Origin of the sequence: Halorubrum ezzemoulense DSM 17463, from assembly GCF_002114285.1 — an archaeon.
GTDB classification, from domain to species: Archaea; Halobacteriota; Halobacteria; order Halobacteriales; family Haloferacaceae; genus Halorubrum; species Halorubrum ezzemoulense.
Window position 1 is genome coordinate 24,092 of the sequence record NZ_NEDJ01000037.1, and the last position, 8,722, is coordinate 32,813.

The 8,722-nt window shown below is 69.1% G+C and carries 12 protein-coding genes; 9 read left to right on the top strand and 3 right to left on the bottom strand.

All coding sequences use genetic code 11. From position 1 onward, the window contains the following. Window positions 1-33 precede the first annotated feature (33 nt). Window positions 34-516, bottom strand: a complete 483-nt coding sequence (locus B9H04_RS11060) for a DUF7321 family protein (protein ID WP_049931299.1) — start codon at window positions 514-516, stop codon at window positions 34-36. A gap of 123 nt (window positions 517-639) precedes the next feature. Between B9H04_RS11060 and B9H04_RS11065 the strand changes: the two genes are divergently transcribed. The 9 genes from B9H04_RS11065 to B9H04_RS11105 all read left to right on the top strand — a co-directional run bounded on the left by B9H04_RS11065 (window position 640) and on the right by B9H04_RS11105 (window position 6,525). Beyond that, complete coding sequence (locus B9H04_RS11065; RefSeq protein WP_049931298.1) at window positions 640-1,554, top strand: DUF7319 domain-containing protein; 915 nt, start codon at window positions 640-642, stop codon at window positions 1,552-1,554. A gap of 95 nt (window positions 1,555-1,649) precedes the next feature. After that, window positions 1,650-2,300, top strand: a complete 651-nt coding sequence (locus B9H04_RS11070; RefSeq protein WP_049931297.1) for a halocyanin domain-containing protein — start codon at window positions 1,650-1,652, stop codon at window positions 2,298-2,300. Further along, entirely contained in the window at window positions 2,297-2,686 is a 390-nt protein-coding gene (locus B9H04_RS11075) for a DUF7318 family protein (RefSeq protein WP_085682705.1), read from the top strand. Before B9H04_RS11070 ends, B9H04_RS11075 begins: the two co-directional genes overlap by 4 nt. A 7-nt stretch (window positions 2,687-2,693) precedes the next feature. Next, on the top strand, window positions 2,694-3,503 hold the full coding sequence (locus B9H04_RS11080; protein WP_085682706.1) for a cytochrome b: 810 nt from the start codon (window positions 2,694-2,696) through the stop codon (window positions 3,501-3,503). A gap of 4 nt (window positions 3,504-3,507) precedes the next feature. Then, window positions 3,508-4,296, top strand: a complete 789-nt coding sequence (locus B9H04_RS11085; protein WP_049931294.1) for a cytochrome b family protein — start codon at window positions 3,508-3,510, stop codon at window positions 4,294-4,296. 83 nt (window positions 4,297-4,379) lie between these two features. Next, complete coding sequence (locus tag B9H04_RS11090; RefSeq protein WP_049931292.1) at window positions 4,380-4,811, top strand: DUF7315 family membrane protein; 432 nt, start codon at window positions 4,380-4,382, stop codon at window positions 4,809-4,811. 4 nt (window positions 4,812-4,815) lie between these two features. Continuing rightward, window positions 4,816-5,100 carry a DUF7314 family protein gene (locus tag B9H04_RS11095; protein WP_049931291.1) on the top strand — a complete coding sequence of 95 codons (285 nt, stop codon included), beginning with the start codon at window positions 4,816-4,818 and terminating at the stop codon, window positions 5,098-5,100. A gap of 113 nt (window positions 5,101-5,213) precedes the next feature. After that, complete coding sequence (locus B9H04_RS11100; protein WP_049931290.1) at window positions 5,214-5,945, top strand: NAD(+)/NADH kinase; 732 nt, start codon at window positions 5,214-5,216, stop codon at window positions 5,943-5,945. Window positions 5,946-6,081: 136 nt separating this feature from the next. After that, window positions 6,082-6,525, top strand: coding sequence for a DUF7313 family protein (locus B9H04_RS11105; protein WP_085682707.1), 444 nt, complete (start codon window positions 6,082-6,084; stop codon window positions 6,523-6,525). Window positions 6,526-6,561: 36 nt separating this feature from the next. On the opposite strand, the gene B9H04_RS11110 is transcribed toward B9H04_RS11105, so the two are convergent. Together B9H04_RS11110 and B9H04_RS11115 are read right to left on the bottom strand one after the other, a co-directional pair. After that, entirely contained in the window at window positions 6,562-7,884 is a 1,323-nt protein-coding gene (locus tag B9H04_RS11110; RefSeq protein ID WP_049931288.1) for a M28 family peptidase, read from the bottom strand. Between the two features lie 93 nt (window positions 7,885-7,977). After that, window positions 7,978-8,637, bottom strand: coding sequence for a DUF420 domain-containing protein (locus B9H04_RS11115; RefSeq protein WP_049931287.1), 660 nt, complete (start codon window positions 8,635-8,637; stop codon window positions 7,978-7,980). Window positions 8,638-8,722: the final 85 nt, after the last annotated feature.

Below are 8,722 nucleotides of genomic sequence, written 5' to 3' on the forward strand. Positions count from 1 at the left end.
GCCTCTCGACGCCGACCGTTCGCGCCGCCGCCGTCAGAACAGCGAGCCGAAGTGGAGCGTGACGAGCCGGTAGAGCCCGGTCACCCACGCGCACAACCACAGGAGCATGAAGCCGGCGACGCCGGCGCGGAGCCGCTTCCGCCAGTGGCTCATGTCCTCGTGGAGCTCGTCGATGTCCACGCTGGGGTCCTCGTAGGCGTCGGCGTTCCGCTTCGCCTGGAAGATCCGCACGATCCCGGTGAGCGCGAACGCCAACAGGGCGTACGCCTGAACGCCGAAGAACGCGTGGAGGATCGCCATGCCGCTCACTTGGTCGAGGACGCGCGGGACCATCCACCCGGCTATCGGGACCGTCGTGAGCACCAGTCCGACGACGATGTACCGCAGGTGGCGCATCAGCACGTTCCACGACACGGTCTCTGCGTCGATCATGATCCAGGCGCCGTACAGGAGGAACGGGAGACTCGTCGTCACGGACATCCCGGCGAGGGCCGCGATGACCGACTCGTCGACCATACCGTCGATACGTGCTCCGGCGCGTAAAGCCCCCCGATCCGCGTCGGGCGCCCGCGGTCCCGCCCTCTCGCCGTCGGGGCGCGGACGAAAACAGTTAGCGTCAGGAGCACGTACCCCGGGGCGATGGAGGACACCTCGACGCGGTCGGAGCCGGAGTCGCCGCCGGAGGAGTCGGCCGACCCGCCCGACGACCCGGAAGCCCCCGACACGGAGCCCGCGGAAGACGGATCTCGGGCGACCGACGGGACTCCGGAAGCGGAGCCCGCGTCGACCGACGCCGACGGCGCTCCCGGAGACGAGGACGACATCGAGGCCCTCCGCGAGCGCGTCGAGTCCGAGTACGACTTCGACGACTTCGGCCCGTCGGACATGGCCCAGATGAGCGCCGAGGAGTGGGACGCCGCCTTCGACCCCGACACGTGGATCACGGGCGACCGGCTCCTCGACCGGGTCGACGCCGAGCTGAAGTCCCGGATCGCGACCCGCGACGTGTTCGGCGTCTTGGAGCGCGTCCGCGAGGACGGCGAGGAGCGCATCCTCGTCTACTCCGACGAGGGATACGCGATCATCCGCCCCACGGGCGAGGTACGCGGCGAGGGAACCGTGCTTCGGGACATCGAACCGGTCGTCGCCTTGGCGGCGATGGACTCGTACGAGGTGCCCGAGCCGCCGGAGGACTGGTCGCTCCCGCACCCCGACAGCGTTCCGGAGGGTTCGGGCGAGTTCGGCAACCTCGTGATACAGGCGGTCGCCGGGATTCAGGTGCTCGCCGGCGTGGCGCTCCTCGTCGCGACCGCCGCGACGGACCTCGACACGATCGTCGCGCCGGCGATGGGCATCGTGTTCCTGCTCGTCGGGGTGTTCCTGTTCGCGATGGTGGCGAACGCGCGGCTCTCGGACCGGTTCCGATCGGAGGAGTACCGCGACCGTCTGCGAGCGCTCCGCGAGGCGAAGGAGCGGCCCGAGTTCGTCCCGGTTGAGGACGGCGTCGTGACCGGCGAGGACGGCGCTACGACCGACCCCGACCGAGACGAGTAATCCGCCGATTTCGACGGTCTCAGGCCCTACAGACACCTCCGCGTCGGCGGTATCAGTCGGTGGGTTTAAGCGCACCCCGTCCTGAGTGAAACTGTATGAAAAGGCGGGACTTCGTGCGGACGGCCGGCGGCGCGACCGCCGCCGTCGCGGCCTCCGCCGGGGCGACCGGAACGGCGGCTGCACAGGAGGTACAGCCCGATTGGCCGAGCGGGGCGGCCAGCGGAAACGTGGGCTCGTACACCGACGCCCGCGGCCAGGACTCGGTGACCATCTCGGTCGGGGCCGGCAGCAACGGCCTCGCGTTCGACCCGACCCTCGTGTGGGTCGACGAGGGAACGACGATCACCTGGGAGTGGACGGGCAACGGCGGCGACCACAACGTCCAGGCGGTCGATGGCGGCGGCCCGGCCAGCTTCGACAGCGGTGACCCCGTCGGCGAGGAGGGGTACACCTACGAGTACGAGACGTCGAGCGAGGACGCCGGGATCACCCACTACCACTGCGTGCCCCACACCGCGGTCGGCATGCACGGCGGCATCGCCGTCGGCGAGGACGTCGCGACCGTCGAGGTCGGCGGCGGCGCGAACACCGGGTGGCCCGAGGACATCGCCAAGGTCGGCGTTCCGCTCCACGCCCACTGGGTCGGCATCTCCGCGATCCTCGGCATCGGGCTGACGTTCGTGTTCACGTTCTACATGCTCAAGTACGGCGAGTCCGCCCACACGGGTCACGGGGGTGCGAGATGAGCTCCGGCAACTCCTCGTACGGCGACATTCACCGGTACGAACCGGCCCGTGAGAGCACCGCCGCCGCGATCGCGATCGTCCTCCTCACCGTCATCGAGGTCGTGTTCGTCGCGCTTTTCACCTACGGGCTGATGTCCGCGTGGGCGTCGACGGAGGCCGGCACCCTGTTCGTCGGGGCGCTTCTCGCCCTCATCTTTATTGATCTCGCGTTCATCCTACTCCTGTACCGGAAAGAGTTCCTTCCGGACGTGATGATCGTGAAGAAACGCCGTCGCAAGTGGGAGGACCTGTACGTCCGCGAGGAGGACAAGGACGGCAAAAGCATCGACACCGGCGGGCTGGCGGACACGCTGAAACGGGCTGTGTACCCGTACTACAAGAAGTGATTCGACAATGAGTCTGAAAAAACAAGACGACATGGACCACAACGCGTGGCTCAAGAGTCAGGACCTCACGGCCATCGAGACGGCGTTCCTGACCACGCTCATCTGGCTGGACAAGCGGCTTCGCATCGTCGACTACCTCGAACTGCTGGAGACGATGTACTACCGCGCGAACCTCCAGATGCCGAAGAGCCACACCGAGCAGTACGACCTCGACAACAAGTTCTGGTACTGGTACCCGCTGTACTCGCTCGGGTCCCTCTCTATCATCGCATACCTGCTCGCGGCGGTCTCCGGCGCGCTGCTCGGGTTCTATTACGCACCGTCGACCGCCGGTGCGGCGGCGCAGGGCGACCCGACGGCGGCGTACGACTCGATGGTGATGATCATGACGGACGTCCAGTTCGGGTTCATGCTCCGGGCGATCCACCGCTGGGCGGCGCAGTTCATGGTGGCGGCGGTGTTCCTCCACATGCTGCGCGTCTACTTCACCGGCGCGTACAAGGAGCCGCGCGAGGTCAACTGGATCCTCGGCGTCGTGCTCATCGCCCTGACGCTGCTGTTCGGCTTCTCCGGGTACGTCCTCCCGTGGAAGCAGCTGTCCTTCTGGGCGGCGCAGATCGGCGGCGAACTGGCGCTCGCGACCCCGATCGTGGGCGAGTGGGCGGCCCAGTTGCTGTTCGGCGGCTTCACCCTCGGACAGGCGACGCTCGTGAGAATGTACATCCTGCACGTGTTCGTGCTGCCGTTCGTGGTCACCGCGCTCATCGCGGTCCACGTGGGCATCGTCTGGGTGCAGGGCATCGCGGAACCGCACTAATCCAATGACCGACGACACCACTCCCATGACGGACGGAGGCACCGACGACGAGGCGCGGACCGACGGCGGCCCCCCGGCGACCGTCCCGCCGGACGACGAGACGCCGACCTGGTCGGAGCGCAAGGAGCGCAGCCAGGGGCTCGCACAGCTCACCTACCAGTACTTTGAGCGGTCCCGCCGCGAGGACGAGGACCTCCGCGCGGAGTCCACGTACGTCGAGCGCGACGTGCTCGGCTTCCCGACGTGGCCCCACGAGACGATCCGGAACCTCGCTATCACGTCGTTCTTCCTCGGGATCATGCTGCTCGTGGCGTCGATCCTTCCGGGGCACTTCGGGGACCCGGCGAACCCCGGATCGACGCCGGCGATCATCCTGCCCGACTGGTACCTCTACTGGTCGTTCGGACTGCTGAAACTCAGCCCGATCAACCCCGAACTCGCGGTGTTGGGCGGCAACATCGTCATGTCCAACGAGCTGTACGGGCTCGTGGCCCACGGCGCCATCTTCGGCGTCATCACGCTCGTCCCCTTCCTCAACAAGGGGAACGCGCGGCGTCCCGTCGAGGAGCCGGGCTGGGCGGCGCTCGGGATGACCGGCGTCGTGCTGGCGATCACGCTGGCGGTGCTCGCCATCCAGAACTTCTTCCCCGTCCCGCTCGAGCTGCTGTTCTCGCTCGTGTTCATGCTCCCCGTCGTCGCCGGCATCATCACCTACGCGGTGTTGAAGACGATGCGCGAGGGGTACATGTACGACCTCAACCGCCGGTACTTCATGCTCCGCCCGCCGAAGTAACCGGTCGAGCCCTGCCCGCTTCGCCCCCGTGACCGACGCGCGGTCGCGGTCCGGTCCAGCCGTTCAGACGCTCCGTATCACCCATGTCATCCTCAACAGACGGCGACTCCTCGCAGGCGTTCGACGAGACCGGCGATCCGATCGCGGCCGACGACGACGCCGAGCCCCGCACCGAGCCGACGGGCCCGCGGGAGGGCCCGAGCGGCCGAGAGATCGTCGTCCCTTTCCGGCTGTACAAGGCCGTCACCGTCTTCTCGACGCTCGCCGCGGTCGTCACCTACTTCGTCGGGTTCACCCTCATCGACGCCGCGACGCTCCAGATCAGCTTCGTCCGGACGACCATCGTCTATCTGCTCGACAACGCCGGACTCCTGCCCCCGGAAGACGTGCTGGTGGCGATACTGGCGATCACGGGCGTGGGATTCATTATCCTCGGAACCGCCGTGTACGTGCTCGGGACCCGGTTCCGCGGACAGGGGATGGGAAAGTCTCAAGACGACCCCAGCGAAACATGAGATAATGGCAGACGAGTTCATGAAGGGCTTCGCCCTGTTCGCGATCGGCGGTCTCGGCTGGATCACCTTCGGCGGCTGGTACCGGACGCCGTCGTACTACCAGGTGTCGCAGCTCGTGAACCCGGCGGAGGGCGTGAACACGGCGTACGGCGAGATCGGCGTGTTCGCGGGCGACATGTTCTTCTGGCTGATGGTGCTCGGTGCGGCGACGTTCTGGGTGCTCATCCCGGCCAGCCGCCAGCTCCGCGACGCTCTCAACGGCGGCGACGAAGACGCCGCCGCGAACTGAACGCGAAACGCTCGTCTCGTTTCTCCGCTCTTCCTCGCGCCGTTCACCGGTGACGCGACGGCGACCGCCGGCGAACCGAGGGATTTTCACCGCCGCTCGTCACACCTACGGCCATGAGTGAGCCGACGCGCCCCTTCGCGGTTCTCGGCGAGGGCGACCCGGCGGCGGCGATCCGATCGGCGGCGACCGACGCGGGCGCCCCGCTCGTCGACCGCGCCGAGGCAGACGTGGTCGTCGCCGTCGGCGAGGCCGCGCTCCGCGAGGCGATGCGCGCGGCCGCGAGTACGAACACGCGCGGCCACCCGATCCTCCCGGTCGGAACGGGCCGTCACGCGGTCGACCCGAGTCTCGTGACCGACCTCGTCGTCGACGGGCCGGCTCCCGAGTTCGACGCGTTCTCCCGCGTCGCTCATCCGGTCGTCGCGGTCGAACGGCCGGATAGTCGCCGCCGGTTCGCGGCCGCCGACGTCGCGTTCGTGACGGCGGCGCCGGCCCGGATATCCGAGTACGAGATCGCGTTCTCCGACGGCGAGTCGGCGTCGGTGCGCGCGGACGGCGCCGTGGTCGCGACGCCGCTCGGGAGTGAGGGGTATGCGGCGGCGGCCGGCGGGCCGCTGGTATCGCCCGGGGCGGGCCTCGCGGTCGTCCCCGTCTCGCCGTTCACGACCGCTCCCGACACGTGGGTCGCGAGCGGCCGCCTCGGGGTCACCGTCGAGCGCGAGGAGGAGTCGGTCGCGCTGGTCGTCGACGGGGACCGCTGGGAGACTGTCGAGCCACATCGCGCGGTCAGGATCGAGGCCGCGACGACGGTCGATCTCCTCGCTCCGACGGCGGAGCGGGGGTGATCCCTCCCCCGGTGGCGGCGACGGCTCGTTCCGATCGCAGCGACGGACGGCTCGTTCCGATCGCAGCGACGCCGCCCCTCCCCGCGGGCGCGCCGATCGGAAACACTCTAATACGTCGTGAACGGAAGTGGTGGATATGGACCCACTGCAGTTCCTCGTTCCCCGCGGCTGGCTGTCGGCCGTCGGGCCGGCGCTGCCGTACGCGATCTTCGTGATGACAGTCGCGAACCTCGCCACGCGGCACCTCGCGCACAGGCGGCACGTCGAACAGGGACAGGAGGCGGACAGCGTGGAGGCGTACACGCCGCACGTGTTCACTAACGTCGGGCTCGTCCTCCTCTCGTTCGTCTACATCCTCGGTTCGCCGGTGCGAGGGACGATCCTCTCCGTGCTCGTCCTCGCGATGTTCGTCGCCGACTTCTTCGAGCTGGAGGCCCGCAACGTCGAGGCCCGGAACGACATGACGATCGAGGCGCCGAAGAGCTCGATCGCCGCCTCGCTCGTCGTGTTGGTGTGGTCGTCGTACTTCGCGCTGTTCTTCCTCGTCGAAGGGATCTGGAACCAGTTCGTCGTCGCCTGACGAACCGCGGACCGCCGCTTTCTCGCTCGCCTCGCGTCAGAACGGCCAGTCGCCGGTGAGCTTCATCCCCGTCGCCTTCCCCTCGGCTTCGAGCGCCGCCGCGATCTCGTCGGTGTCGCGGCGGGGAACCGACGCGTCCGCCTCGGCGAGCTCGACGACCAGCTCGGTCAGGAGGATCGCCTGCTCGCGGAGGTTTCGCGACTCCAGCTTATCCAGCGTGTCGGCGTGGGTGTGGCCCCAGCCGCGGCCGCGCCCCTCGGTCTCGCCCGAGACCATGTACCCGGGGATCCCCCGCTTCACGAACGGCCAGTGGTCGCTGTGGGGGACCAGCTCGCTCCCCGTCGCGATCGGGTGGTCGAAGCGGTCGCTCACACGGTCGGCGGCCGCCGCCAGCGCGTCGAAGTCGTGGTGGTCGAGCCGCAGCGTCCGACCGAACACGTTGCTGTCGACGTTGACGACCGCGCGGACCGCCTCCCTGTCGGCCGCCTCGGCGGCCACGGACGAGCCGACGAGCCCGACCTCCTCGGCGCCGAACGCGGCGAACCGGACCCGCACGTCGAGCTCGCCCTCGCGCGCAGCGAGCGCCCGCGCGACCTCGACGATCGTCGCCGTCCCCGCCCCGTTGTCCATCGCGCCCTCCGCGATGTCGTGGGCGTCGACGTGCGAGGAGACGAGCAGGTGTTCGTCGGTGTCGGGGCCGAGTTCGGCGACCGCGTTGCCGCTCGTCGCCGTCGGCGTCTCGCAGTCGACCGCGACGGTCAGGTCGTCGCCCTCGCGTCGCCGCGCCAGCCGGGCGCCGGTCTCCTTCGAGACGCCGACCGCCGGGATCGCCCCCACGGGCGCCTCCGCGGTCCCGACACTCCCGGTCGGCGGGAGGGTCCCCTCGACGTGGTTGGCGAAGACGAAGGCGGCGGCGCCGGCGTCGACCGCGCGGTAGTACTTCTCCCGGCGATGGATGAATCGGTCGACGGCGTCGGGGGTGTCCGACGACACCATCACGACCTTCCCCTCGAGGTCGGCCTCGAAGTCCGCTGGAACGCCGTGACCGAGGTCGACGAACTCCCCGGTCACCTCGGCGCTCGGGCTGCGCGGTAGCGCGATACAGGCGTTCGGGCCGACGGCGACCGGCTCGTCCGTCGCGGCCTCGCGGACCGCGCTGTCGCCGCGCTCCCAGCCCTGTATCTCGAACTCCTCGACCGCGGCGTTCCGCGCGCCGGCCGCGGCGAACGCGTCGCGGGTCAGCTCAAGCGCCTCGCGCTCGCCCGCCGAGCCGGCCATGCGGTCGCCGACGTCGACGAGGTCGAGGAGGTGGTTCCAGCCCGCGTCGCTCGTGAACGTCTCGCCGATCCAGTCGGTCATGGGTGTGGGTGTCGCGGCCGCCGGTCAAGCGTTTCGGTGGCGGCGGGGGCGGCCGGGATCCCCCGGCGAGACGCCGGGGCCGAGGGGGAGGAGTTAGACCGGGACGGCCGGCAGGAGGACCGTCGCGGCCTCGGCGGCCGCGAACGTCGAGTCGTACAGGTGGTTCAAGAGGAGGTAGGTGACGACCCCGAGCGCGAGCGAGAGGATCCACGCGCTCGCGGCGATCCGACCGACGCGCCGGTGTGGCGTCTCCGTCCGGAGCTCCTGTTCGGTGTGGGTGAGCCCGAGGACGATCGCGTAGAGGACGACGGGGACCGAGACCACGGAGAGAATGATGTGGATCGCGAGCATGATCAGGTACGCGGGGTACACCCAGTCCCACAGCGGGACCCACGCGTACGACGAGTCGAGGACGAACTCCTTGGTGCCGCCCCCGGCGACCTTCGGGAGGTACATCCCGAGGAACAGGAGGATGAGGACGAACGACGTCGTCATCGCCGCCGCGTGCTTTTTCACCTCGTCGTTCCGGATCCAGTACCAGCCGAGCGAGAGGGAGATCACGGTGACCGTGTTGACGGCCGCGATGGCGTGCGCGAGCAGATTGACCGTTTCCTGCGTGAGCGTCGGGAACAGCGCTTGGAACTCCGGAACGAGGAACACGCCCCCCACGGCGCCGTAGCCGACGACGGTGAGGAGGACGGTTATCGCGGTGGCCCGCTCTTTGGCCCGGTCGCGAACGCTGGCGGTGGACATATCAGGTGTACTCCCGGGAGCGTTATTGGCCTTTCGAGGTCGGAATCGAGAGCCGGCGATCGGGGACGACGCGGGGCTGTTCCGC

Coding starts and splice junctions, on each gene's coding strand:
- B9H04_RS11110 (WP_049931288.1), bottom strand. CDS start 7,884: ATGACCGACTGGATCGGCGAGACGTTCACGAGCGACGCGGGCTGGAAC.
- B9H04_RS11090 (WP_049931292.1), top strand. CDS start 4,380: ATGTCATCCTCAACAGACGGCGACTCCTCGCAGGCGTTCGACGAGACC.
- B9H04_RS11060 (WP_049931299.1), bottom strand. CDS start 516: ATGGTCGACGAGTCGGTCATCGCGGCCCTCGCCGGGATGTCCGTGACG.
- B9H04_RS11115 (WP_049931287.1), bottom strand. CDS start 8,637: ATGTCCACCGCCAGCGTTCGCGACCGGGCCAAAGAGCGGGCCACCGCG.
- B9H04_RS11085 (WP_049931294.1), top strand. CDS start 3,508: ATGACCGACGACACCACTCCCATGACGGACGGAGGCACCGACGACGAG.
- B9H04_RS11080 (WP_085682706.1), top strand. CDS start 2,694: ATGAGTCTGAAAAAACAAGACGACATGGACCACAACGCGTGGCTCAAG.
- B9H04_RS11105 (WP_085682707.1), top strand. CDS start 6,082: ATGGACCCACTGCAGTTCCTCGTTCCCCGCGGCTGGCTGTCGGCCGTC.
- B9H04_RS11100 (WP_049931290.1), top strand. CDS start 5,214: ATGAGTGAGCCGACGCGCCCCTTCGCGGTTCTCGGCGAGGGCGACCCG.
- B9H04_RS11075 (WP_085682705.1), top strand. CDS start 2,297: ATGAGCTCCGGCAACTCCTCGTACGGCGACATTCACCGGTACGAACCG.
- B9H04_RS11095 (WP_049931291.1), top strand. CDS start 4,816: ATGGCAGACGAGTTCATGAAGGGCTTCGCCCTGTTCGCGATCGGCGGT.
- B9H04_RS11065 (WP_049931298.1), top strand. CDS start 640: ATGGAGGACACCTCGACGCGGTCGGAGCCGGAGTCGCCGCCGGAGGAG.
- B9H04_RS11070 (WP_049931297.1), top strand. CDS start 1,650: ATGAAAAGGCGGGACTTCGTGCGGACGGCCGGCGGCGCGACCGCCGCC.